This window comes from Kitasatospora sp. NPDC052896 (assembly GCF_044547075.1).
In the GTDB taxonomy this organism is placed as follows: domain Bacteria; phylum Actinomycetota; class Actinomycetes; order Streptomycetales; family Streptomycetaceae; genus Kitasatospora.
Window position 1 is genome coordinate 268753 of the sequence record NZ_JBITZU010000004.1, and the last position, 24550, is coordinate 293302.

At 73.3% G+C, this 24550-nt stretch carries 14 protein-coding genes; 10 read left to right on the forward strand and 4 right to left on the reverse strand.

Features of this window, described 5'->3' with window-relative positions:
• Positions 1-17 precede the first annotated feature (17 nt).
• From ACIGXM_RS12080 to ACIGXM_RS12115, 8 genes are all read left to right on the forward strand, one after another.
• The gene (locus ACIGXM_RS12080; protein WP_396559659.1) at positions 18-1028 is read left to right on the forward strand and encodes a TIGR03842 family LLM class F420-dependent oxidoreductase; all 1011 of its coding nucleotides are present in this window, start codon (positions 18-20) and stop codon (positions 1026-1028) included.
• Positions 1029-1366: 338 nt separating this feature from the next.
• A complete protein-coding gene (locus ACIGXM_RS12085) occupies positions 1367-2902 on the forward strand; it encodes an ATP-binding protein (RefSeq protein WP_396559899.1) in 1536 nt (511 codons plus the stop codon).
• Positions 2899-3306 (forward strand): roadblock/LC7 domain-containing protein, encoded by a 408-nt coding sequence (locus ACIGXM_RS12090; protein WP_396559661.1) that lies wholly within the window; start codon positions 2899-2901, stop codon positions 3304-3306. The genes ACIGXM_RS12085 and ACIGXM_RS12090 overlap by 4 nt, the downstream gene beginning before the upstream one ends.
• Positions 3307-3379: 73 nt before the next feature.
• Positions 3380-3739: a DUF742 domain-containing protein gene (locus ACIGXM_RS12095; protein ID WP_396559663.1), complete on the forward strand. Its 360-nt coding sequence runs from the start codon at positions 3380-3382 to the stop codon at positions 3737-3739.
• The gene (locus ACIGXM_RS12100; protein ID WP_396559665.1) at positions 3720-4337 is read left to right on the forward strand and encodes a GTP-binding protein; all 618 of its coding nucleotides are present in this window, start codon (positions 3720-3722) and stop codon (positions 4335-4337) included. The genes ACIGXM_RS12095 and ACIGXM_RS12100 overlap by 20 nt, the downstream gene beginning before the upstream one ends.
• An 88-nt stretch (positions 4338-4425) precedes the next feature.
• Positions 4426-5871 (forward strand): cytochrome P450, encoded by a 1446-nt coding sequence (locus ACIGXM_RS12105; protein ID WP_396559667.1) that lies wholly within the window; start codon positions 4426-4428, stop codon positions 5869-5871.
• A 748-nt stretch (positions 5872-6619) separates the two neighbouring features.
• Positions 6620-7168: a DUF6542 domain-containing protein gene (locus tag ACIGXM_RS12110; RefSeq protein WP_396559669.1), complete on the forward strand. Its 549-nt coding sequence runs from the start codon at positions 6620-6622 to the stop codon at positions 7166-7168.
• Positions 7161-8756, forward strand: coding sequence for an LCP family protein (locus tag ACIGXM_RS12115; protein WP_396559671.1), 1596 nt, complete (start codon positions 7161-7163; stop codon positions 8754-8756). The genes ACIGXM_RS12110 and ACIGXM_RS12115 overlap by 8 nt, the downstream gene beginning before the upstream one ends.
• A gap of 19 nt (positions 8757-8775) precedes the next feature.
• On the opposite strand, the gene ACIGXM_RS12120 is transcribed toward ACIGXM_RS12115, so the two are convergent.
• Both ACIGXM_RS12120 and ACIGXM_RS12125 read right to left on the reverse strand, forming a co-directional pair.
• The gene (locus ACIGXM_RS12120) at positions 8776-10584 is read right to left on the reverse strand and encodes an NRAMP family divalent metal transporter (protein ID WP_396559673.1); all 1809 of its coding nucleotides are present in this window, start codon (positions 10582-10584) and stop codon (positions 8776-8778) included.
• Positions 10581-11870, reverse strand: coding sequence for a magnesium transporter MgtE N-terminal domain-containing protein (locus ACIGXM_RS12125; protein WP_396559675.1), 1290 nt, complete (start codon positions 11868-11870; stop codon positions 10581-10583). Before ACIGXM_RS12125 ends, ACIGXM_RS12120 begins: the two co-directional genes overlap by 4 nt.
• A gap of 322 nt (positions 11871-12192) precedes the next feature.
• Between ACIGXM_RS12125 and ACIGXM_RS12130 the strand changes: the two genes are divergently transcribed.
• Entirely contained in the window at positions 12193-14820 is a 2628-nt protein-coding gene (locus ACIGXM_RS12130) for a SpoIIE family protein phosphatase (protein ID WP_396559677.1), read from the forward strand.
• Positions 14817-15965, forward strand: coding sequence for a PP2C family protein-serine/threonine phosphatase (locus ACIGXM_RS12135; protein WP_396559679.1), 1149 nt, complete (start codon positions 14817-14819; stop codon positions 15963-15965). Before ACIGXM_RS12130 ends, ACIGXM_RS12135 begins: the two co-directional genes overlap by 4 nt.
• 114 nt (positions 15966-16079) lie before the next feature.
• Here the strand turns inward: ACIGXM_RS12135 and ACIGXM_RS12140 are convergent, their stop codons facing one another.
• Positions 16080-18374, reverse strand: a complete 2295-nt coding sequence (locus tag ACIGXM_RS12140; RefSeq protein ID WP_396559681.1) for an ArnT family glycosyltransferase — start codon at positions 18372-18374, stop codon at positions 16080-16082.
• Positions 18375-18644: 270 nt separating this feature from the next.
• Complete coding sequence (locus tag ACIGXM_RS12145; RefSeq protein ID WP_396559683.1) at positions 18645-24536, reverse strand: pentapeptide repeat-containing protein; 5892 nt, start codon at positions 24534-24536, stop codon at positions 18645-18647.
• Positions 24537-24550: the final 14 nt, after the last annotated feature.

Consider the following 24550-nt stretch of genomic DNA (forward strand, 5'->3'; position numbering starts at 1 on the left):
GAACGGTTGTGCCGCTGATGGACTTTGGGCTCGTGCTCCAGACCGACCCGCCCGCCCGGCTGCTCGTCGAGCGGATGAAGCGCGCGGAGGCGGCCGGCTTCAGCCACGGCTGGACCTTCGACTCCTGCGTGCTCTGGCAGGAACCATTCGTGATCTACAGTCAGATCCTCGGCCAGACCCGGCACTTGAAGGTCGGGCCGATGGTCACCAACCCGTCCACCCGGACCTGGGAGGTGACCGCCTCGCTCTTCGCCACGCTCAACGAGATGTTCGGCAACCGCACGGTCTGCGGCATCGGGCGCGGCGACTCCGCGATGCGGGTGGCCGGCCGGCGGCCCGCCACGCTGGCCCGGCTGGGCGAGGCGATGCACGCCATCAAGGAGTTGGCCGAGGGGCGGTCGGTCGAGGTGGACGGCACCGAGATGCACCTGCCGTGGGTGCGCGACGGCGCGCTGCCCGTCTGGATGGGTGCCTACGGTCCCAAGGCGCTCGCGCTGACCGGCCGCCAGGCCGACGGGTTCATCCTGCAGCTGGCCGATCCCTATCTCACCGGGTACATGGTCAAGGCGGTCCGGGCCGCGGCGGCCGAGGCCGGTCGCGACCCGGCCGCGCTGACCATCTGCGTCGCCGCGCCGGCCTACGTCACGGCCGACGAGTCGCCGGCGGCGTTGGCGCACGCCCGCGAGCAGTGCCGGTGGTTCGGCGGCATGGTCGGCAACCACGTGGCCGACCTGGTCAGCCGTTACGGCGAGCACTCCGACCTGGTGCCGGAGGCCCTCACCGCGTACATCAAGAACCGTCAGGGGTACGACTACAGCCACCACGGACGGGTGGACAACCCGGACACCACGTTCGTGCCGGACGAGATCGTCGACCGGTTCTGCCTGATCGGCCCGCCGGCGGCGCAGGTGGCCCGGCTGGAGGAGCTGCGGGCGCTGGGCGTGGACCAGTTCGCCCTCTACGCGATGCACGACGCCATCGAGGACACCATCGACGCCTACGGGCGCGAGGTCATCCCCCGGCTCTGACCGGCGAATTCCATGGTCCCGGCCGTCCGCGCGGCCGGGACCAGCCATGTCCCGGGGAGATCGGCGACGCCGGGAGGCCGGTCACCTCCGCGGGGACAGCGCGGACCGGAAAGATCCAGGTCATGTCGTGGATCGCGCCGTAGCACGGAGTTCCCGCACCACGTGGCGATTTCCGGGGAGAACCCCCTCATGGGCGAACTGAGGCTGGGCACCGGTACGACAAGCCCGGGTCAGGGCAATCCTGGTGCCAGTACCACCCCGGCCGGCGGAGCGAGAGCCCCGTCCGGACGCGTTCCCGGTCCGTCCTTCCCTACTCTTCCGATCGTTTGAGGATGATGATGCTTCGTGCTGGATCGTCACCAGGAGGCTGGCGCTCCGCTCCCGTTCTGGTGTGGCTCCTGCCAACGATCGTGACGGCGGCGGCCGCTGTCGTCGCCGCGTCGGTGGCCTCCGCCGGCGCCCGCGCGGGAGCGGTCTGGTTCGGGGTGGTGGGCACCGTGGCGGTGGCCGTGGTGGCCGCCGAGGCGGCACGCCGGGGGTACGCGCTGGCGAACCTGCGCGAGCGCTCCGCCCGGCAGGAGAGCGAGCTACGCCGTCGGCTGGCCCGGCAGGAGAGCGAGACGGACCGGCTGGCCAGGTTCGCCCTGCCCGAGGCGGTCGCCCGGCTCCAGCGCGGCGCGTTCATCGAGGACGTGCTGAGGGCGTACGAGTCCCACGACGCCATCGTCGGCGCGGAGTTCCGGGCCGCCCGGCAGGCCGTGCTGCGCACCGTCCTGGAGGCGGTCGACAACGAGGACGCCCTGCACGAGTCCGCCCAGCGGGCCTTCGTCAACATCGCCCGCCGGGTCCAGGCGATCGTCCACCGGCAGGCCCAGGACCTGCGCTCGATGGAGGACCGGCACGGCAACGACCCCGCCGTCTTCGAGGACCTGCTGCGGCTGGACCACGGCAACGCGCTGATCGGCCGCCTCGCGGACAGCATCGCCGTGCTCGGCGGCGCCCGCCCCGGCCGGCAGTGGGGCCGGGCGGTGCCGCTGTACAGCGTGCTGCGCGGCGGCATGTCGCGCATCCTGGACTACCAGCGGGTGGAACTGCACCCGGTGTCCCAGGTGGCCGTGGTCGGACCGGCGGTCGAGCCGCTCATCCACGCACTCGCCGAACTGCTGGACAACGCCACCCGCTACTCCCCGCCGCAGACCAACGTGCACCTGACCGCGGTCGAGGTGCAGACCGGCATCGCGATCGAGATCGAGGACGGCGGCCTCAGCCTGAGCGAGGAGGGGCGGGCCCGCGCCGAGCGGATGCTCCGGGACGCGCAGGCCGGCATCAACCTCAACGACCTCGGCGAGACCCCGCGGCTCGGCCTGGCCGTGGTCGGCCGACTCGCGCAGGCGTACGGCTTCCAGGTCTCGCTGCGTCCCTCCGCCTACGGCGGGGTGCGCGCCGTGCTGATCGTGCCGCAGGAGCTCATCACCACGGCGCCCGCCACCGGCCGCGCGCACGGCATCGGCATCGCCTCCGGCCCCCGGGTGGCGGGCGGACCGCGGCCGTGGGGGTCGAGGACGGTACCCGCCTCCGCCACGGGGTCGTCCTTCAGGTCCTCCCGGGGGGCCGCCACCGGACCGGTCCCGGCCGACGACGGGATTCCGGTGGTGACCGAGCGGACCCCGAACGGCCTGCCGCAACGCCGCCGTCACGCCGCACCCGCCCGGACGGTCGCTCCCGGGGCCTCCAGGGTCACCGAGCCGGCCCAGGCGCCGGTACAGCCCGGGATGTGGCTGGCCGCGTTCCACGAGGGGGTGAACGGCCACGCGCCGTCCACCAGTGCGGCCGGCCACACCAGTGAAGAGTCGGCAGGGAAGGGCGAGCAGTGATTCAGCAGCGGACCAACATGGACTGGATGCTCAAGGAGCTGGCGGACGGCGTTCCGCACACCCGGCACATCGTCGTGCTCTCCGCCGACGGCCTGCGGATGGCCCAGCACGGCACCGACAACGACACCGCGGACCGCCTCGCCGCCGCCTGCGCCGGCCTGCAGAGCCTGGCCACCGCGGTGGGACACGAGTTCCCGCACGGTGACGGTCGGATGCGGCTGGTCGTGATCGAGATGGGCGGCGGCTTCTTCTACCTGATGGCGGCCGGCGCCCGGGCCTACCTGGCGGTGCTCGCCGACGAGGGGGTCGACGCCGGGCTGATGGGCCAGCGGATGCGGGACCTGGTCGCCCGGATCGGCGAACACCTCAGCACGGCTCCGCGCAACAGCGAGCAGGTCGCATGAGCGGGCGAAACGCGTTCGTCGTCCGGGCGGTGCGCGTGGGCGAAGCGCGGGCCGAGCCCTGCGAGGCGGGCACATGAGCGTTGCGGACCAGGACTGGGACGGCAACGACCCGGAACGTCTCTATGTGATCACCCGCGGCCGCAGCGGTCCGGCCGAGCGGACCACGTTCGACCTGGTCACCCTGATCGTCTCCGGCTCGGAGCCGACCCTCACGATGCAGCCGGAGCACGCGGCGATCCTGCGGATCTGTGGCTCGCCGCTGTCCGTGGCCGAGATCTCCGCCTACCTGCGGCTGCCGATGAGCGCGGTCACCGTGCTGCTGGCGGACCTCCTCGCCGAAGGGCGGATCGAGGCCCGCGCCGGTGTCCCGCAGGCGATCCTTCCCGAGCGCGCCCTGTTGGAGGCGGTGATGCATGGACTACAGAAGCTCTGAGGTGGTGGTGGGGCCGCAGAGCGCGGACCTGCTCCCGGACTCGGCCGCCATGGCGGTCAAGGTGGTGATCGTGGGCGGTTTCGGCGTCGGCAAGACGACCCTGGTCGGTTCCGTGAGCGAGATCCGCCCGCTGACCACCGAGGAGACGATGACGCAGGCCGGAGCCGGCGTCGACGACCTCGCCGGGGTCGAGCTCAAGACCTCCACCACGGTCGCGATGGACTTCGGCCGGATCAGCATCAGCGACGAACTGGTGCTGTACGTGTTCGGCACCCCCGGGCAGGAGCGGTTCTGGTTCCTCTGGAACGGCCTGTTCGAGGGGGCCCTCGGCGCGGTCGTGCTGGTCGACACCCGCCGGCTCGAAGTCAGCTTCGACGTGATCGGGCGGTTGGAGGACCGCGGCGTGCCCTTCGTCGTCGCGGCCAACACCTTCCCCGAGTCGCCGACCTACCCGACCGAGGAACTGCGGGCCGCCCTGGACCTGCCCCCCGAGGTGCCGATCGTCGCGTGCGACGCCCGGACCCGCGAATCCAGCCGGGACGTCCTGATGGCCCTGATGCGCTACCTGTACGACCTCTCGGCCCCGCCCGCGCGGTGACCGCACCCGCCCTGCCAGCCCCACGACGACCGCGCCCCACGACGACCGCGCCCCACGACGACCGCCTGGCGCCGACCCCGGAGACACCGTGACCACCTCGTTCCCTGACGACGCCTCCCTCACCCCGCCGCCCGGCTGCCCCGCCCACGGACTCGGCGCCCAGGGGCTCGGCGCCAACGGCCTCCGGCGGCTCTACGGGCCGGAGGCCGAGGCCGACCCGGCAGGTCTGTACGAGAAACTACGCGCCGAGCACGGCGAGGTGGCGCCCGTACTGCTGCACGGTGACCTCCCGGCCTGGCTGGTCCTCGGCCACTCCGCGAACCTCACCGCGATGCGCACGCCCTCCCGCTTCTCCCGGGACTCCCGCCGTTGGACGGCGTTCCAGGAGGGTCGGATCACCCCGGACTCCCCGCTGATGCCGGTGATCGCCTGGCAGCCGCTGTGCGTGTTCGCGGACGGCGAGGAGCACCGGCGCCTGCGCGGGGCGGTCACCGAAAGTCTGAACCGCTTCGACCGGCGCGGGATCCGCCGCTACGTCACCCGCTTCGCCGACCAGTTGATCCAGGACTTCGGATCCACCGGCCGGGCCGATCTGGTGGCCCAGTTCGCCGAGCACCTGCCGATGCTCGTGATGACGCAGGTGGTCGGGATGCCCGAGGAGTACGGGCCCCGACTGGTCGAAGCCGCCCGGGACCTGATGAAGGGCACCGAGACGGCGATCGAGAGCAACGACTACGTCGTGGCGACGCTGCGCCGGATGATGGAGCGCAAGCGCGTGGCGCCCGGCGCCGATCTCGTGTCATGGCTGATGCAGCACGGCGCCGGGCTCACCGACGACGAGGTGCTGGAGCACCTGCGGGTGGTGCTGCTCGCCGCGAACGAGACGACCGTCAACCTGATCGCGGACACCCTGAAGCTCGTCCTCACCGACCGGCGGTTCCGCGCCCACCTGTCCGGCGGCCACATGACCCTGCCCGACGCCCTGGACCAGGTCCTCTGGGACTCCGCGCCGATGTCGTTGGTCGCGGGCCGCTGGGCCACCGGCGACACCGAGCTCGGCGGGCAGCAGATCAGGGCCGGCGACATGCTCCTGCTCGGTCTCGCGGCCGGCAACGTCGACCCGGTCGTCCGTCCCGACCTGTCGCAGCCGCTCTACGGCAACCGCTCCCACCTGGCCTTCGGCAGCGGCCCGCACGAGTGCCCCGGCCAGGACATCGGGCGGGCCATCGCGGAGACCGGCATCGACATCCTGCTGACCCGCCTGCCGGATCTCCGACTCGCCCTTCCCGAGGGGGAGTTGACCTGGACCTCGGCCTGGCTGTCCCAGCACCTGGTCGAGCTGCCGGTGAGCTTCACCCCGCCGACGAAGCCCGGGGAAGAGACGGCGATCGCCGAAGGCAACGCGCCCACGACCCCGCCGGCAGCGCCCGCCCCCCTGCCGGCCGAGCCGGCCGAACCGCCCGCCACGGCGGCCGCCATCCCCCGGCAGCGACGCGGTTGGTGGAGCGTCCTGACCGGGCGGTTCCGGCGCTGACACGGCGGCGCCCGACGGCCTGCCGACCGCCTGCCGAACGCCTGCCGAACGTCGACGCCGCGCCGACGGGCCGCGCATGTGCAACGTTGGAGAGGGGCGAAACGCAGCAGCGAGCGAGGAGGCCGACATGTCATCGAAGCGACGCCGCAAGAAGAAGACCCGTCGTAACCACGCCGCGAACCACGGCCGGCGACCGCAGTGCTGAGCGGGGGCACCCCAGCCGGGCGGACCCGGGTGGCCGGGCGGTGACGCTGTGCGGCCAGGCCGACGGAACGGCCCCAGGCCGCTTGGTTCGGCCGGCGGCGGTCACAGTGGCGTGGTCCCTCGACGGTCGGGCGTGCCGTCGCCAGGAGGCGGCGGCCACGTCCGCGCACCGGGCGGAGGCAGGCGGATCGCGCCCATGACGACCGCACAACGGCCTGGGTGAACGTCGAACCAGGTTACCCGGTCGGGTAGTTGGAGTCCGTGGACGACTGCCACCGAGGACCGTGGGACCTCCTGGAAGCTGGTCGGGCTCGGGACCGACTGCCGGGTGCCATCCCGACCACCTCCTCGGAGGACCGCACGCCGACCGGCCGACATCGCCCGTCGCCAGGAGCCGACCGGGGAAGCGCCGGCGGTTCCGGACCGCCGGCAACCGGCCACTCCCCCATCCCGTGCCGCCCGGCGACGCGACGTCATGAACAGTTGCTATATTGCGCAACCGAGCAACCATTGGCGCATCGGCTGACTGTATGAGGATGAGCGCGTGGCAGAGCAGTGGGCGGTCACGCCCAGCGAGGGCATAGATCTCTGGCGGGACCAGCCGGAACCACCACCCCCACCCGCGCGGGGATCGGACGACCGGCCGGACGAGAGCCGTCCCGGTCCGCTGTCCCGTGGCGGGCGGCCGGCGGCCCGACCCCAGCGGCAGGGCGGCCTGATCGCCCTGCTGCTGCTCGGGCTGCCGCTGGTCGGAGCGCTGGTCGACGAGGCGGTCGCCCCGGGGCTGGGCCTGATCTTCGACAGCTGCGCCGTCCTCGGTACCGCCGGCGCGGCCGCCCTGGCCGAACGCTCCGGCTGGTGGTGGGTGCTGCCGGCGTCACCGACCGTCGTCCTGGCCACCACGGCCGCCGCCGAACTGCTCGGCGACTCCGCCAAGTACCAGGGCTCCAAGGCCCTGGCCACCGGCGCGGCCCGCTGGACCATCAACGACTTCCCGGTCATGCTCGCGGCGCTCGGCGCCGCGCTGCTCGTCGTCCTGGTCCGGATCGCCCGGGACCGGCGGACCCGGGACGGGAGGAACCGTCGTGGCTGAGCGCACCCCTGACGACCGACGGCGCGCGAGCCGCCGCCAGACCTCCGTACCGGGGCGGCACCGCCCCTCCCCGCTGGCCATCGCCGGGCGCACCGTCGTGTGCGGGGTCGGCCTGGCGGTCCTCGCCACCAGCGGTGTCACCTGGTACACGTACCGGTCCCTGACCACCGGCCTGAACACCTCCGACGCCCTGAGCAGCGTGCAGAAGGGCGCGCCGCCGCACCTGGACAACTCGGTCAACCTGTTGCTGATCGGCCTGGACAGCCGCAAGGACATGAACGGCAACGACCTTCCGCCGCAGTTCGTCGAGGACGACCTGCAGGCCGGTGCCAGCAGCAACGTCGGCGGCTACAACACCAACAGCCTGATCGTGCTGCACATACCGGCCAACGGCGGCAAGGTCACCGCGCTCTCCATCCCGCGCGACGACTACGTCCAGACCTACGGTGCCGACGGCAGGATGCACAAGGTCAAGGAGGCGTACGGCATCGCCAAGGCGGCCGCCGAGACCAAGCTCCAGGCACAGGGGCTCAAGGGGGCCCAGCTGGAGCAGCAGAGCCGGGACGCGGGCCGGGCGGCGACCCTGGCCACCGTGCAGAACTTCCTCGGCATCCCGATCGACCACTTCGCCGAGGTCAACCTGCTCGGCTTCTACGACATCGCGCAGGCCGTCGGGCCGGTCCAGGTCTGTCTGAACCACGCCACCAGCGACCCGGCCGAGGAGGGCCAGGGCTCCGGCTTCAAGGGCGTGGCCGGCATCAACACCCTCGACGCCGCCCAGTCGCTGGCCTTCGTCCGCCAGCGCCACAACCTGCCGAACGGCGACCTCGACCGCACCCACCGCCAGCAGGCCTTCATCTCCTCGGTCGAGTACAAGCTCAAGAGCGAGGGCATCTTCGGCGACATCGGCAAGATGCAGTCCCTCTTCGACGTGGTGAAGAAGGACGTGGTGATCGACAACCAGCTGAACATCCTGGACTTCGCCCAGCAGGCCACCAACCTCACCGGCGGGAACGTCGAGTTCAACACCCTGCCGATCAGCGGCTTCGCGACCATCGGGGGCGAGGACGTCAACACCGTCGACCCCGCCCTGATAAGGCGGGAGGTGCAGCAGCTCTTCGGGCACGACCCCGCACCGGCCCCGGCACCCGCCGACTCCTCCTCGGCCGGCCCGTCCCCGGCCGCCGCCACGCCCGCCGGGAAGACCGGTTCGGGCACGGTCGACGTGTACAACGCCTCGACGGTCACCGGCGCCGCCGCGGCCGAGGCCAAGGCCCTGGCCGGGATGGGCTACACCGGCGGCCGGATCGGCGAGGCCGGCACCCGTCCGAAGAGCACCACGGTCACCTACGGCGCCGGTGCCAAGGACGGCGCCCAAGGCGTCGCCGCCCGCTACGGCACCACCGCCGAGCCGTCCTCCCAGGTGCCCGCCGGGCACATCGTGGTCACCCTCGGCACCGACTACACCCCGCCCGGTGGCTCGGCACCCGCCCCCGCCAGCGGCGGCGGCAGCACCCCCGACCCGACGGCCACCCTGCCCATGCAGGGACCCCCGGTCAAGATGGGCGGCATCCCCTGCGTCAACTGACACGCGCCGGTCCGGTGCGTCACGCGCCGCCGAGGCGGATGGCCTTGACGAGCAGCAGGACGGCGCCCAGCAGCAGGTAACCGCGGAGTGCGAGCATGCCCAGGCGCAGGCCCGGTGACCACTGGACGGGCTTGAGCAGGGCCAGCGGGGGCATCCGCCAGGCCAGCTTCTCGGACGCGGACATGGTCGGCGCCGGTGCGGTCGGAGCACCGGCGCGCCGCCGCGCGATCCACAGGCCGACGGCAGCCGCGGCCAGGCCCGCAACCAGCACGACGGCGAGCAGGCCGGCCAGGGCCTTCACGTTCAGGGCCGGGAAGAGCGTGGTGGCCATCAGGGTGGCGGAGAGCAGCAGGAGCACGGCGATGATCAGGGTGGCGAGGAGGTTGAGCCAGCGGGGGTTGGTCCAGGGGCCGAGGACCTCGGCGTCGTTGCAGAGCAGGAGCAGGAAGACGCTGGCGGACGGGAGGAGCAGGCCGGCGAGGGCCTGGACGGCCTCGGTGATCACACCCAGCGGCGCGCCCGGGATGAGCACGATGGCGGCCGCGAGCAGCACCATCAGGCTGTAGGAGGCGTAGAACTGCTTGGCCTCACCGAAGCCGCGGTGGAGTGAGTGGCGGAGGTTGAAGACGTCACCGAAGGCGTAGCTGGTGGCCAGCGTGACGGCGGCCGCGCCGATGATACTGGCGTCCATCAGGACGACGGCGAACATGACGCCCAGGGCGTGGCTGCGCCCGTCGAGCGCGTGGGCGACACCGGCGGCATCGGTGAAGCGGCCCGCGAAGGCGGTGCCACGGGCGGCGTAGTCGGCGACCATGACCAGCGCGGCGGCGCCGATGACGACCACGAAGGAGCCGATGACGGTGTCGGCGCGTTCGTAGCCGATGAAGCGGGGGGTGATGCGTTTGTCGATGACGTTGGACTGCTGGAAGAAGAGCTGCCAGGGGGCGACGGTGGTGCCGACGATCGCGATGATCAGCAGGACGGCGTCGCTGGTGACGCCGCCCAGGATGCCGGGGACGACGAAGTGGTGTGCGGCCCGGCCCCACCTGGGCTCGGACAGCAGGGTGAGCGGGACCAGCAGCAGGCTGATCGCGATGAGGGCGAACATCGCGCGTTCCCAGCGGCGGAAGGAGCCGCTGGCGATGACGGCGATCAGCAGCAGGGCGGCGGTCGGGACCACCCAGTACTTGGACGCCCCGAGGTAGCCCGCGGCGAGTGAGATGCCGATGAACTCGGTGACGATGGTGAGGAAGTTGAGAACGAACAGGTCGCCGACGCTGAACCAGCCCCAGAACCGGCCGAACCGTTCGTTGATCAGCCGGGCGTGGCCGACGCCGGTGACCGCGCCGAGGCGCACCACCATCTCCTGGTTGACGATCAGCACCGGGATGAGCAGCAGCAGGACCCACAACAGGGAGTAGCCGTAGTTCTGCCCGGCCTGGGCGTAGGTGGCGACACCGCCGGCGTCGTTGTCGCCGACCATGACGATGATGCCCGGGCCGATGATCGCCAGCAGGGTCAGCAGCCGGGCCTTCGGGCCGGGGCGCTCGTCGGACTCGTCCCGGGAGATGCGGCCGAACGCGCCTTCGATGTCGCCGAGGTGGGCCTCGTCCAGGACGGCGCTGGGCCTGGGCGCTGGCTTGGGTGCCGGCCTGGGCGCCGCCTCGGGCGCCGCCTTGGGCGCGGGTCCCGGCTCGGGTGCGGGTGCGGAGGTGGGCCCGGGCGCAGGTGTGGGCCTGGGCGTGGGTGTGGACGTGGGCTCGGGCGTCGCGGGCTTGCCGGGGGTGGGTCGGCCGGTGGGCTCCGGCGGGTTGCCGGGCGCCGTCATCCGCCCAGGTCCGTGACGCGCGTGGGCCCGGCGGAGGCGCCGCCGTCGGTGCGGTAGGCCGGGTGCGGGGCGGGTTCGCGCCGGCGCCAGTCCTCGGGGATGACCGTCTCCAGGATGTCGTCGACGGTGATGACCCCCAGGATCTGGTCCTGCTGGTCGACGACGGGCACGGTGAGCAGGTTGTAGTCGGTCATCAGCAGGGCGACGTCCTCGACGTCGGTGTCCGGGAGGACCCGGACCGGTTCGGTGGCCATCACCTCGTCCAGGCGGGCGTCCGGCCGGGCCTGCAGCAGGACCACCAGGGTCACGGTGCCGATCAGCCGGTTCCCCTCCCGGACGACGTGGATGCTGGTGAGCGCCTCCGGCTGCAGCGTGCGGGCCGCCCGGGCCAGACTCAGCGCCTCGGTGACGGTGGTGCCCGCGGACGCGGTGAGGATGTCCAGAGCCATCAGTCCGCCGGCACTGGAGGGGTTGAAGCCCATCAGGGTGAGGACCTTGGTGCGCTGGCCGGCGGGCAGCGCGTCGAGGACCGGTTGGCGGCGGTTCTGCGGCAGGTCGTTGATCGCGTCGGCGGCGTCGTCGGCACGCATCCGGGTGAGCACCTCGGCGATCTCGGCGTCGCTCTTCTCCTTGAGCAGACGGGTCTGCGAGTCGGGCTCCAACTCCTCGAAGACGTCGGCCTCCAGCTCGGGGTCGGCGTGCACGGTCTGGAGGATCTCGTGGGACTCGGTCCGGTTGGCGTCCTCCAGCAGATCCGCGATGTCGGCCGGCCTGAGTCGGCCCACCCGTCCGAAGGGGCCTCGCACGCGAGCGGACTGGGCGTGGCCGATCAGCGGTTCGCAGGACTTCCAGTCCCGCCAGTGCCGCCCGCTCCCGGCACCGCTCCGCCCGAACAGCCGCAGCCGGTGGGGACCGGTGTCCAGGCAGGCGACGATCCAGCCCTCGGGGTGCGGGCTCAGGCCGAGGTCGTGGGCCCGGACCAGTTCGACGTGGGCGACGTCGATCACCCGGTGCCCGAGGACGTCGGCGCGCAGCAGCACCTCCCCCTCGCGCCGCTCGAACGGGCGCAGGTCCACGACCTCGCTGGTGAGCTGGATCCGCTCCCGGCCGAAGTCGGTGACCTGCTCGATGGGCAGGAAGACCTCGCGGTTCCCGATCCGGGCGACCAGGCCGGCGACCAGGGGGTAGTCACGTCCACGGAGGCGGACGATCACATCGGAGAGGCGACCCACGGACGCGCCGTCGCGCCCCACCAGTGGACGGCGCAACAGCTGGGACAGGGACACGACACGATCCACGGTACGAAGCTAACCCGCACCTGGGCATGGTCCGTGAGACGCACCGCGACCGGGCGAACCTTCAGGCGGATGGCGCGAGGTCGGTGACCTCGCGTGCGGGGCGCAGGGCCCTCATGGCCGCGGCTCCTCCGGTGAAGCGCCGTGACGTGTCGGCCGGTGCGCCGTCACAGGACTCGGCGGGGAAGGGCCGCACGACACGGTCCGCGCCCCGGGCCCGGTCGGCGGCGTACGGGAAGTTCGTGTGGATGATGGTGTGACCGTCGTCGACGCCACCCGTCCGGTGCGGCGTTGCGCGCGAACGGATTCGGGGTTGGAATCAGATGTGAAGCTCTCCGGTGGTTCCGCCGCGCCCGCCGCGCCGCTCGCCCCCGGCTCGGGCGCGGGTGAGAAAGGGCTCAAGGCCGGGGTTCTGGGATTGTTCTCCTCGGTCGTGATCGGCCTGTCCTCCGTCGCCCCCGCGTACAGCCTGGCGGCTACGCTCGGCCTCGTCGTGGCGGGGGTCGGCCTGCAGGCACCGATCATCACGATGTTGGCCTTCATCCCGATGCTGCTGATCGCGTACGCCTACCGGGAGCTCAACGCGAGCGACGCCGACTGCGGGACCACCTTCACCTGGGCCACCCGTGCCTTCGGTCCGCGCACCGGCTGGATGGGCGGCTGGGGCATCATCGTCGCCGACGTCATCGTCATGGCGAACCTGGCGGAGATCGCCGGCATCTACGGTTTCCGGCTGCTCGGTCTCGACTCGCTCGCCGGCAGCAAGCTGTGGACCACGGTCGCGGGTGTCGGCTGGATCGTCGTGATGACGGCCGTCTGCTACGTCGGCATCGAGGTCTCGGCCGCCGTCCAGCGCTGGCTGCTCTGCACCGAGGTGGCCGTCCTGGTCCTGTTCGCCGTCACCGCCCTGGTCAGGGTCTACACCAGCAGCCCCAGCACGGCGCTCCACGTCTCCGCGTCCTGGTTCAACCCCCTCCACGTCGCCTCGGCCCGCGCGCTGACCTCGGGCATCCTCGCCGCCGTCTTCGTCTACTGGGGCTGGGACACCGCCGTCTCGGTGAACGAGGAGAGCTCCGACAGCAGACGCACTCCCGGGCGGGCGGCGGTCATCTCCACCGTGCTGCTGCTGATCATCTACTCCCTGGTCTCCACCTCCGCACAGGCCTTCGCCGGAGTCGGCACGACGGGAATCGGGCTGGGCAACGCCGACAACTCCGGCGACGTGCTCTCCGGGCTGGGCAGCGCCGTCTTCGGCAGCCAGGGCATGGGCCAGGTCTTCACCAAGCTGCTGATCTTCATGGTGGTGACCTCCGCGGCCGCCTCCACCCAGACGACGATCCTGCCGCTGGCCCGGACCGTCTTCTCGATGGCCGCGCACAAGGCCGTCCCCTCGCAGTTCGCCCGGGTGCACCGCCGCTACCTCACGCCCACCTGGTCGACCGTCGGCGTGGGTCTGGCCTCCATCGGCTTCCTCGTCCTGCTGACGACGATCAGCCGCGACGTCCTGGCCGACTCCGTCCAGTCGGTCGGCCTCGCGATCGCCTTCTACTACGGCCTCACCGGCTTCGCCTGTGCCTGGTACTTCCGCAGGGTGCTCACCCACAGTTCCCGGGACCTCGTGTTCAAGGGCCTGCTCCCCGGCCTGGGCGGGCTGATGATGGTCTACTTCTTCTGCTACGCGGCCTTCGACGTCTACGCCAACCCCGCCTACGGTGCGACCTCCTTCGACCTGCCGCTCATCGGACGGACCGGCGGGGTGACCGTGATGGGCCTGGGCGCCCTGCTGATCGGTGCCCTGCTGATGCCGGCCGTCACCCGTGAGCACACCACCGCCCTCAGGCTGCAACGGAGCCTGTTGCCGCACAGCCTGCCAGCGCTGAGCGCCGTCGACCTGGCGAGCCGCTATCTGCCCGCCGACAGCCGGTCCGGCGTGGGTGGTGACTGGTTCGACGTCGTCCCGCTGTCGGGCAGCCGGGTCGGCCTGGTCGTCGGGGACGTCCTCGACCACGGTGTGCGCGCCGCCGCCACCATGGGTCGCCTCCGTACGAGCGTGCGGGTCCTCGCCCGACTGGACCTGGATCCGAGCGAGCTCCTCGACCACCTGGACGACCTGGTCAGGCAGACCGGCCAGGAGCGGGCCGGCGCCCGATCCGACGAGGCCCTCGGGGTGACCTGCCTGTACGCGGTCTACGACCCGGTCTCCGGAGAGTGCACCATGGCGTGCGCGGGCCACCCGCCACCCGCGATCATCAGTCCGGGCAGTGGCGTCAGCTACCCCGAGCTCCCGCCGGGCCGCTCCCTCGGACGCGGTGGCATGCCCTTCCGGAGCATGGAACTCCGGCTGCCCCCGGGCAGCCTGATCGCCCTCTTCACCGACGGTCTGGTCCAGGCCGCCGCCCACGACACCGAGGTGGGGCTCGGCCTGCTCGCCGACGTGCTCAGCCAGGACCGCCGGCCGCTGGAGGAGCTCTGCGACCAGGCGGTGGAGACGCTGTTGCCCGGGCCGGTGGACGACGACGCGGCGCTGCTCCTGGCCCGCACCAGGATGCTCGGCGCCCACCAGACGGCGGTCTGGGAACTGCCCACCGAGCCGACGGCCGCTGGAGACGCCCGCACCGCGACCACCGCGAAACTGGGCGAGTGGGGACTGGACGAGCTGTCGTTCACCACCGAACTGATCGTCAGCGAGCTGGTGACCAACGCCCTCCGGTACGCCCCGGGGCCGATCCGGGTCCGGCTGATCAGGGACCGCTGCCTCACCTGCGAGGTCTCCGACACCGGACACACCTCGCCGCACCTGCGGTACGCCGCGAACGACGACGAGGGGGGCCGCGGCCTCTTCATCATCTCCCAGGTCACCCAGCGGTGGGGGACCCGCTACACGCCCAGCGGCAAGACCATCTGGGCCGAGCAGGACCTGCCCGCCGAGGAGTCCACGTGAGCTGGATCCGCCGACGAACCGGTGATCCGGCCGACGCCAGGCTGAGCAGCGCCGGCCTGGCGGCGCCCGCTCCGCCGACCTGGATGCGGTGGCTGCCGGCCGGCTACGTCGCGGTCGTGCTGCTGCTCGAACCCGTGACCCCCGTGCAGTGGCCGGTGAGCTTCCTGCTCATCGCCCTCCCGGTGGTCGCGGCCTACACCCGCGGTCCGGCCGGTGTCGCCGGCATCACGGTCTTCGCGGTCGTGTTCGAAGGCGTCCTGGCCGGCACGCCGTGCTGTGCCGGCCGCGACGCGGGCGACCTGTGGGAGCGCCACTACATCGCGGCCTACATCTCCACCGCCCTGGTCGGCGCCCTCGGCACCGCGCTCGCCGCCTACCGGCAACGCCAGGAAGCCCACCTGATCCACGCCAACTCGGTCGCCGAGGCGCTGATGCGCACCCTGCTGCGCCCGGTGCCGCGCCAGGTCGGCCACGTGCTGGCGGCGGCGCTCTACCGCCCCGCCGAGGCCGGCACGGTGGTCGGCGGCGACCTCTTCGACATCCGCGTCACCCAGGCGGGTGAGCGGGCCATCATCGGCGACGTCCGGGGCAAGGGCCTGCAGGCCGTGCGGACGGTCGCCGACGTCCTCTGCAGCTTCCGCCACGCCGTCTACGAGCCCGGCGACCTGCTGCGGGTCGCCGCCGACATGGAACACCGGATGGCCGGCGAGCCCGGCGCCCTGCCCGACCCCGAGCTGTTCGTCACCGCCGTCCTGGTCGAGTACGACGCCCGAGCCCACCGCCTGACGATCGTCAACCACGGTCACATCGAACCCGTGCTGATCTCCGGCGGCGAGGTCCGGGTGCTCACCGGGCCGCCCGCCCTCCCCCTGGGCCTGGGCGCGCTGGCCGACGTACGCCCCACCGCCCACACCCACCGCTTCTCCCGCGGCGACGTGCTGCTGCTCTGCACCGACGGGCTGATCGAGGCCCGCGACCCGGCCGGGGCCTTCTACCCCCTCCTCGACCGGCTCCGGGACCGGTTCGCCGGCCGGCCGACCCCGAGTCCCGGCGAGGTCATCGACTTCCTGGACACCGACCTGCCCCGGCACACCCGGGTGCTCCACGACGACGTCGCCCTGCTCGCCATCGCCCCGCTTCGGTAGGACCGTCGGACGCCGCGGTGACCCTCCCGGGGTTTTGCCCCGTGGCGCACCCGGGTGGCAGGGCCGTACGCGGCCGTGCCACCCGGGTGATCACCGATCCGAGAGGGCACCCTCTCAGGACGAGGGCGTGCAACCGTAGAGGGTCCCGGTGGCCGAGCCTCCGAACATGCCCGCCAGGCCCGCCAGCCCGGGCGACCGGGTGCCGCCGGCCTGGCTCGGCGGGGGGTTCACCCCGTAGCTGGTGGACGGCACCTCGGTGCAGTTCTGCTTCACCCAGGAGTCGATCTGGGTGACCGAACCGTCGCCGGCACCGCCGCCGAAGAGGGCGCTCATCCCCCGGCCGCCCTGGACCAGGACGAACCGCACCTGCCCCGCGTGCACCATCGTGGTGAAGCCGCTCAGCGAGGGCTGCGGGACCGAGCCGCTGAACCCGCCCATCGGCAGCACGGTGTCGCCGGTGGCCAGGATGTACGGCGACGCCGAGGACCAGTTGTCGACCGCCAACACGTACTTGGCGCCGTCCTGGTGGGACTTGACGTAGTCGTAGAGCGCGCGCTGGTCGCTCGTCAGGGTGGCCGAGCCCCCCAGGCCGCCGAAGGCGCCGGCGCCGCCGGGCTGCGCCCCACCCTGCTTGCCCGGCTCGCCGAGGATGCCCTCGACGCGGCTGTTGTCCGCGACTCCCTTGAACATCGCGCCCATCCCGGTCGACGGACCCGCGCCGGCGTCGAGGGCACTGCCCGCGTACTTCGGGTCGAGGACCGAGGACGACCAGGCGACCGGGGTGACCACGGCCCCCGCCAGCCCGGCCAGCAGGCCGACGGTCAGCAGCCGGGAACGGGTCCGGCGGGTGGCTCGTCCCCACACCATCGCGACCACACCGAGCACGGAGGCGCCCAGCATGAGCCACTTCAGCCAGGGCAGGAAGGTGGGGTCGAACGTGCTCAGGTACCAGCTCCAGCCGGCCTCGGCCGCGACCGCGACGGGCAGCGCCCAGGCCGCCCGGCGGCCCTCGCGGTAGGCGTCCCACATCAGCACCGCGCCGGCGCCGCAGAGCGCCGCCAGGGCGGGGGCCAGGGTCGACATGTAGGCGGTGTGCGGGATGGAGCTCATGTCGGTGAACACCGCGCCGATGACGAGCAACCAGCTGCCCCACAGCACGAATCCGCCGCGGAGCCGGTCGGTCCGCTCCGCCCGCCGCCGGGTCCACAGGCCGAAGGCGAGGGCGAGCAGGGCGAGCGGGTACATCCAGCCGATCTGCGGGCCGAACCTGCCCTGGAACAGCTTGAGCCAGCTCGGCCCGTCGTTCATGCCCCCGAAGCCGCCGCCCTGGCCGCCGGCGTGCGCCGGGGCGCCGCCCGCCAGGCCCTGCGGGGCCGTGCCCGCGCCCGGAGCCGCGCCCGCGCCGAAGCCCGCGCCGCCACCACCGAAGCCCGCACCCGCGCCCGCGCCGCCACCACCGAAGCCCGCACCCGCGCCCGCGCCGAAACCGGCGCCGCCGCCCGGCAGTTGACCGCCCTCAGGCCGCTGTCCGACCGGCCGGCCCGCACCGCCGGAGCCGTGCGCCCCGCCACCGCCCATCCCGCTGCCCATGCTCGGGATGGAGCCGGGAACGTGGATCCCGAACCGCTCCAGGCCGTTGTAACCGAAGACCATCGCGACGGCGCTGTTGTTGGTGCTGCCGTCCACGTAGGGACGGTCCTTGGCCGGCACGACCGTCATCATCGCCACCCAGGACAGCGACACCGCCAGGCAGACCGCACCCGCCACCAGCAGGTGACCGAACCGCCGGCGCAGCCGGACCGGTGCCGCCACCAGGTACCCGATGGCCAGCGCCGGCAGCACCATCCACGCCTGCATCATCTTGGCCTGGAAGCCCACACCCACCCAGACTCCGGCCAGCACCAGCCAGCGCAGCCGCCCGTCGAGCACCGCGCGCTGGTAGCAGTCGGCCGCCAGCACCAGGCAGCAGACCAGGGCGCCGTCCTCCATGGAGTGCCCGAACATCGAGGCCACCACCGGCGTGAAGGTGAACAGTCCGGCGGCGGCGAGGCCGGCCCGCGGACCCGCCCACCGGCGTACCACCCGGTACATCACCAGCACGCTGAGCACGCCCTCGACGCACTGCGGCAGCGTCACCGACCAGGCGTGGAAACCGAAGATCCGGGCGGACAGCGCCTGCGGGACGAACGAGCCGGCGATCTTGTCGGGAGTGATGGTGGCACCGGGGTCCATCGCACCGAACAGCAGTGCCTTCCAGCTCACCGACATGCTCTTCACGGCGTCCGAGTAGAACGGCGCGAAGCCGGAGGAACTGATGTTCCAGGCGTAGAGGACGGCGGCCAGCGTCGCGATCACCAGCAGCGCCGGCCGGGCCCAGCGTGGCTGGTCGACCGGGGAGCGCCAGAACATCCAGGGTCTGCGCGCCCCACCGACACCGTCCCGCCTCGCCTCTCCCGCACTCGCTGGATGGTCGACGGCGATCGCAGACACAGCGCTACCTCCTGGTGGCCCGGGGATCCAGTCGCGACCACGTCCCGGCGTGCCGCAGCCGGACGAGTCACGGGTCGACCCTGGCAAGCGCCGGTGAGACCGGGGTCAGACCCCGCTGGGAGAGTGATGAGAAAAGCGCGCCGCGGATCGCCATCTCCGGTCCGAGGTGGTAGCCGATCGAACGCGGCGTCAGATCCTCTCGTCCAGTGCGAGTTGGCCGATGCCGGGCAGCTGGCTGTCGAGTTCGCCGGGCTCGAAGCGGCACATCCCGACGGCGTGCCAGAACTCGCCGGCCACGTCGCCCTCGTACTTGTAGGCGCCGGACGGGGTCAGGGTGGCCCAGCCGCCGGGGGTGGCCACCAGGGTGGCCCGGAGCACGGCGGCGTCCCGACCGTTCCAGCCGTCCGGGACGGTCCAGAGCCGGACGGTCCCGTCCTCGCCGCCGCTGGCGAGCAGCGAGCCGTCCGGACTGAAGGTGACGGCGAGCACGCGGCCGGTGTGACCGGCGAGCCGGCCGAGGTCCCGGCCGGTGCGCGGGTCCCACAGGCGGATCACCCGGTCGTCGCCGGCGGTGGCGAGGCAGCTGCCCCGGGGGTGGGCGGCGGCGGTCCACAGCCGGCCGGTGTGCCCGCGCAGCTGGTGGCGGGGACGGCCGTCGACCCAGACCACGGCGCGGCCGTCCCAGGACGCGCTGGCCAGCCAGGAGTCGTCCGGCGCGGTGGCGACGGCGTAGACCCGGTCGGTGTGGCCCTCCAGGACGGCCTCGACCCGGCCGGCGGCGAGGTCCCAGATCCGGATCCGGCTGTCGTCGCAACCGGTGACGAGCCGGCCGCCGTCGGCACCGAAGGCGATCGAGCGGACCCGACCGCGGTGTTCGGCCAGGGTCGCCACGTGGGCACCGGTCGAGCGGTACCAGAGCCGCACCGTGTCGTCGTCGTTGGCGGTGGCCAGGAAGACGCCGTCGGGGCTGAACGCCTCGGCCCAGACGTGTTCGGTCTCGACGTCGAGCTGCCGCTGGTACTCGCCGGTGTCGGCGTTCCACAGGTACATGTCGCCGTCGTTGCTGGCGGTGGCCAGCACCGGACCGGTCGGGCCGAACTCGGCGGAGACCAGCCGGTTGCTCTGGCCGGTGATCTCGCTGACCCGGCGGCCGGTGGCCGGGTCCCAGAGCCGGACCACGCCGTCGTTGCCGGCCGCCGCGAGCAGACCGCCGGTTCCGCTGAAGGAGAGCGCGCCGATCCGGCGGCCGTGGCCGCGCAGCAGCTGGCGGCTGTGACCGGTGGCCGGGTCCCAGAGCCGGACCTGGCCGTCGTTGCCGCCGGTGACCAGCAGCGGGTCGGCGTCCGGCCCGTCCGGGCCGCCGGACGGGCGGAAGGCGCAGGCCCAGACCGAGCCGCGGTGCTCCGGCGGTTGCCTGAGCAGCGGGACGGCCGCCGGATCGGACCCGCCGGCACCGGGACGCACCTGCCAGACCCGGACCAGACCGTCGCTGTCGCCGGCCGCCAGCCGGCTGCCGTCCGGGGCGAACGACACCTGGTAGACGGCGCCGGTGCAGCCTGGCAGCAGGCCCGCCGAGCGGCCGTCGGCGGCGTCCCAGAGCCGGACCTGGCCCGTGGTGTCACCGCTGGCGAGCAGCCCGCCGGCCGGGTCGAAGGCGAGGGTGTAGACCCGACCGGGGTGGCCGGTGAGGGTGTGCCGGGGCCGCCGGCCGTCGAGGTCCCAGAGCCGGACCGTGCCACCGGCCGGTCCGCCGCCGTCGGCGGTCGCCAGCGTCCGCCCGTCCGGACTGAACCGGGCCCGGTAGACGGCTCCCTGGTGGTCCGCAAGTTCGGCGATCCGGCGGCCGGTGGCGACCTGCCAGAGCCGCACTCCCCCGGCGGCGTCCCCGGTGGCCAGCAGGGTGCCGTCGGGGCTGAACTCCGCCGTGTACACGGGTGCGGTGTGGCCGGGCAGCCGGTGCAGCCGCCGGCCGGAGCCGGTCTCCCAGAGCGTGACAGTGCCCTCCGCGTCGCCGCTCGCCAGCAGCGCGCCGTCCGGGCCGAGCGAGACCGGCCAGACGCCGCCGGGGTGCACCTCAAGCCGCTGCCGACAGGCGCCGGAGACCGGGTCCCAGAGCCGGACCGTGCCGTCCGAACTGCCGGTCGCCAGCACGCCCTCGGCGAACTTCACCGCGTACACCCGGCCCGAGTGGTCCTTGAGGGTGCGCAGCGCGGCGCCGGTGACCGCGTCGCAGACCAGGACGCTGCCGTCGTCGCTGCCGACCGCGAGCAGCTGCCCGTCGCTGCTGAAGGCCAGCGGCTCGGGCAGCCGGCTGGTACGGACGTCGAAGCCGTACGGGACGCCGACCTCGGAGGGCCGGAAACCGGACTCGACGGGCAGCCCCGGGGCGATGGCGGCGGCCCGGAGTTCGGGCGCCGCCAGCACCGCCGGGTCGGTGACGGCCGAGATCAGGGCGGCCCGCTGCCAGTGGCCGCCGGCCAGCCGGGCGCCCCGCAGGTCGGTCCGGATGAGCCTGGCCCGGCGCAGGTCGGCGCCGCTCAGGTCGGCGCCGGTGAGGTCGGCGCCATCCAGCCGGGCGCCGACCAGCCGGGCGCCGCGCAGGACCGCCCCGGACAGGTTGGAGCCGACCAGCCGGGCGTCGGTGAGGTCGGCGTGGCTGAGGTCGACCCCGGAGAAGTCCCGGTAGGAGAGGTCCTCGCCGGCCAGCAGGGCGCCGCGCAGGTCGGTGTGCGAGGGCACCCGGAGCCGGGCCAGCACCCGGACGGCGTTGGCCCGGGCGATCTCGTCCGGCCGGCCGGAGTCGCCGGCGGACGTGTCCAGCACGCGCCGTGCCCAGTCCTGACAGACCCGGTGGTCGGCCAGGTCGCAGAGGAACTCGACCGCCAGCCGGCTGAAGCGGCCCCGGGCGAGCACCGCGGACTCGCCCTCCGCCAGCCGGGCCGCCGCCTCCCGGGCGACCAGCCACTCCATCACCGAGCCGTGGATGAACTGGAACATCCCGTCGTCGGTGCGGACCAGCAGGCTCCCCGAGCCCACCGCGTGCGCCGCCTGGGGCACCGAGGTGACCGGGCCGCCGGCTCCCCGGGCAGGCGCCGTGAGGCCGGTCAACGCCGTTGCCAGGTCGGTCAGTTCATCCAGTGGCAGGGCGCTGCGACCACTCTCCCAGAGGCGCAGCGCGAGTTCGCTGACGGCGGTCCAGAGCTGGTCCAGGCTCAGCCCGGGCGCCGCTCCCGGGGCGCCCTGGGCGCGACGCGCCTCGAACCGCAGCCAGTCGGTGAACACCTCCTGGTAGAGGCCGGCGGCGCTGAGCGCCCGCCCGGCGCCGGCGACGGCACGCAGCCGGTCGTACTCCAGCTCGGCGACGAAGCTCAGCAGTCGGGGGTTGCGGCAGAGCACGAGCAGGTCCGGGATGTCCTCCAGCAGGCGGAACCGGCGGTCGGCCGCGGTCTCGTCGCCGTACCGGTTGGCCAGGTAGCCGCGGATCTGGGCCGGAGTGAACTCCCGGACGTCGAGCAGCAGGCGCTGCGGGTGCTGGTCGACCCGCTCGCCGAGGGCGGTGAACACCTGTTCCTGGGAGGCGAAGTGCTGGGTCCGGCTGGTCACGATGATCTTGGCGGCGTCCACCGAGGCGTCCAGCAGCACCTGGAGGTGGTCGGCGGCCCGCTCGTAGCTGACCCGGTTCACCAACTCGTCGAAGCCGTCCAGGAGGAGCACGATCCGGCCCTGCCGGAGCAGGTAGCGGAAGGCCCGCAGGTCGATGGTGTCGATGCCGCGCCCGGCCAGGTGGGCGGCCACCAGCTCGTCCACCGTGAGCGCCCGGTCGAGCGCCTTCAGCTCGATGAACAGCGGTGTCAGGTGGGGAAGTTCGAGCGGGATCCGGCGGGCCAGCTCGCGCAGCGCGAAGGTCTTGCCGTGGCCGAAGTCACCGAGCAGCAGCACGAACCGGCCCTGGTCGCCGTCGAGCAGCCGCAGCAACTCGTCGACCAGGCCCTCGTGTTCGCCGACGCTCGGGCGGTCGAGCCGGCGGTAGCGCTGGGGCAGGTAGAGGCTCGGCGGGTACTGCGTGTCGGTGTGCAGCCGCTCGCTCTGTGCGGCGACGTAGTCGCGCAGGTCGAGCAGCCCCTGGAACTCGACGAAGCTGCGCAGCCGGACACCGCGCCGGCGCGCCCGGTCGCGGAGCGCGCGGCTGGGCGGCGGCCCGTCGTAGACCAGCTCGGCGTCGCCCGGTACGCCGCTCGGCGCGGTGCTCTCCGAGGCGTGCACCTGGGCGACGAACCGGTCGACCTCCTCGGTCCCGGGCGTGTCGGCGCAGACCGCCACCCGCTGCTGGCGGACGAAGCCGGTCTCGTTCCAGGTGACCAGCAGTTGCGGCACCGGGCCGGTCACGGTGCGGAGTTGGGCACCCGGGTGCCTGGTCCGGCACACCTCGGCGACCCGGGCGATCAGCACCTCCAACGGGGAGGTCAGCGCGCGGGCCTCGCGGCTCGGCGGCTCGGCGGCGGCGACGGGCTCCGCCGGGCCGGCCGGCTCGGCGTGCGCCGGCGGGAAGGCACGGTGGGCGCTGGGCCAGGGGCCGCCCAGCCGCTCGGGCGCGGCGGCGCTCGGCCCGGCCCAGCGGGCGAGACCGTCGCGGGAGAGGCGGAGCAGCTGGTGCGCGCCGGGCGCGGCGGCCCGGAGCGCGGACGGCCCGGCGCCGGGCAGCGTGCTGACGGCCGGGTGGCCGTCGGCCGGTCCGTGCAGCAGCAGGTGCAGCCGGGGTGCGGTCAGCCGGGCGAACCGGTCCAGGTCGCGCAGCGGCTCGGGGGCGCGCTCGGTCCGGGCGCCGCCGGCGGTGGAGCGGGTGGGCGCGGAGAGCGGGTGCCGCAGTGCGCCGATCCGCAGCCAGCCCTCGGCCTCGTACGGTCGCAGCGCCTGGGCGAACCAGGCGGCCTGCTCGGGGCCGAGCCAGCCGTACTGGTCGTCGGGCCGATGGCTGTACGCCATCGAGGAGTTGAGGCCGGCGACCACGGTGCCGAGTTCCGGGACGGGGAACAGGGTCCACGGCTGGTCGCTGTCGAAGACCACGTCGAGGCCCTGGTAGAACTCCTGGAACAGCCGGGTGTAGTGGCGCCACTTCGGCCAGTACGGCGGCCGGGGCCGCTGCTCGTCCGCCTCGCAGGTGCTGAAGTAGGCCCGGGAGGCCGCCAGGTTGACGTCCTGGCCGCCGGGCACGATGGCGACCCGGTGCGGTTCCAGGCCGAGCAGGGCGCGCAGTCCGGTGAGGAAGGTCAGCGCCTGGTCGCACTCGCGCGGGCTGCCGGAGGCGGTCAGGTCGCCGGTCACCACCAGCAGCTCGGGGGCGGGGGCGCCGGCTTGGGTGAGTTCGACCAGGTCGCCCCAGACCGCGGCCTGGAGTTCGTCGGGGTCCTGGCCACGGCCGAACGACGGGCCGGCCAGGTGCAGCACGGTCACGCTGTCGCGCCCCGCCGTGGCCGTGGGCGCCACCGGGTACTCGGGCTGGTTCGCCGGTCGGCGCCGGCCGCCCCAGCCGGTCCGGCCGATCGGTCGGGCCAGCGGCGACAGCGGCAGCGGGGTCGTCCGGCCGGGCTCGGCGGCGGGGGAGGCCACCTCGACGGGGTAGGGCGGCCGCAGTTCGGGCCGGGCGTGGCCGTCCAGCGCCTGCTCGATCCGGGCCAACAGCAGCCGGCGAGCCTGCTCCGGATCGCCGATGCCGACCAGGTCGACGTAGGTGATGGTGGCGAGCAGGCCGTCCACCGGCACGTCCTCGACCCGGACGGTGAGCAGCCGGCGCTCCGGCGCGTCCGGGTCGGCGCGCAGCGCGGCCTGCCACTCCAGGCGCCCGTACCGGGAGCGTTCGTAGTGGCTGGAGAGCAGCGCGATCACGGCGGCGGACTCGGTGACGCCCCGGTCCATGAACTCGACGAAGTTGGTGCCCGGCACGAAGTCCCAGGCCTGCAGGATGGTGCGGTAGCCCGCCTCCTCCAGGGTCCAGGCGATCCAGGATGCCCAGCGTTCGTCGGCCGGTGAGTAGCTGATGAAGAAGTCCAGTGGTTCCCGGGTGTTCGTCTCAAGAGCCCCCATGGTGACACTCTATG

Bases quoted from the DNA above. Each gene is read 5' to 3' on its own strand.
- ACIGXM_RS12080 (WP_396559659.1), top strand. From the start codon at position 18: ATGGACTTTGGGCTCGTGCTCCAGACCGACCCGCCCGCCCGGCTGCTC.
- ACIGXM_RS12120 (WP_396559673.1), bottom strand. From the start codon at position 10,584: ATGACGGCGCCCGGCAACCCGCCGGAGCCCACCGGCCGACCCACCCCC.
- ACIGXM_RS12085 (WP_396559899.1), top strand. From the start codon at position 1,367: ATGCTTCGTGCTGGATCGTCACCAGGAGGCTGGCGCTCCGCTCCCGTT.
- ACIGXM_RS12140 (WP_396559681.1), bottom strand. From the start codon at position 18,374: ATGTTCTGGCGCTCCCCGGTCGACCAGCCACGCTGGGCCCGGCCGGCG.
- ACIGXM_RS12100 (WP_396559665.1), top strand. From the start codon at position 3,720: ATGGACTACAGAAGCTCTGAGGTGGTGGTGGGGCCGCAGAGCGCGGAC.
- ACIGXM_RS12095 (WP_396559663.1), top strand. From the start codon at position 3,380: ATGAGCGTTGCGGACCAGGACTGGGACGGCAACGACCCGGAACGTCTC.
- ACIGXM_RS12145 (WP_396559683.1), bottom strand. From the start codon at position 24,536: ATGGGGGCTCTTGAGACGAACACCCGGGAACCACTGGACTTCTTCATC.